Genomic DNA, 508 nt, shown 5'->3' on the forward strand with positions numbered 1-508 from the left:
ACGGACTGTGAGGTTGTTGTGGCGCAGCAGGGTGGCGAGTTGTTTGCCGTAGGAGCCGGTGCCTTCGACGCCGACCGCGGTGACCGGGCCGAAGCCAGTCAGCCAGCCGAGTAGTTGTGCGCAGCCGTCGGGGGTGGCGGGGAACTCGGCGTCGCCGAGGATCTGGCCGAGGTGGTCGAGTGCGGCGGCGTGGTGGGTGTCGGTGTGGGTGTCGACGCCGCCGTAGACCTGGATGTGGGCAGGGGGGTGTGGGTCGGGCATCCTGAAGACCGCCGTCCTTGCTCGCTGGAACGTGGTGGGACGGCACGCGCCGGGCTGGGCGGGACGGACAGAACAGAGATGGGTCCTGTGGCGACAGGCTCCTATCAGGTCACTTCCGCCCGCCTGGTGACGTGCAGCGGGACCGCCTGGATCGGACGACAGATCCGGCGAAAGACACCACGGTCAGTTGCGTTGAGGGTCAGACCAGCCCAAGCGATCCCGCTACAACATCCTCTCTGTTGCGTTG

General features: G+C 67.3%; 1 protein-coding gene. It reads right to left on the minus strand.

Annotation, left to right across the window (positions count from 1 at the left end; genetic code table 11):
• A partial coding sequence (locus tag SK571_RS46225; protein WP_319990442.1) for an IS110 family transposase occupies positions 1 to 261 on the minus strand: 261 nt, incomplete at its 3' end.
• Positions 262 to 508: the final 247 nt, after the last annotated feature.

It is taken from the genome of Lentzea kristufekii, from assembly GCF_033949925.1.
Lineage (GTDB): Bacteria > Actinomycetota > Actinomycetes > Mycobacteriales > Pseudonocardiaceae > Lentzea > Lentzea kristufekii.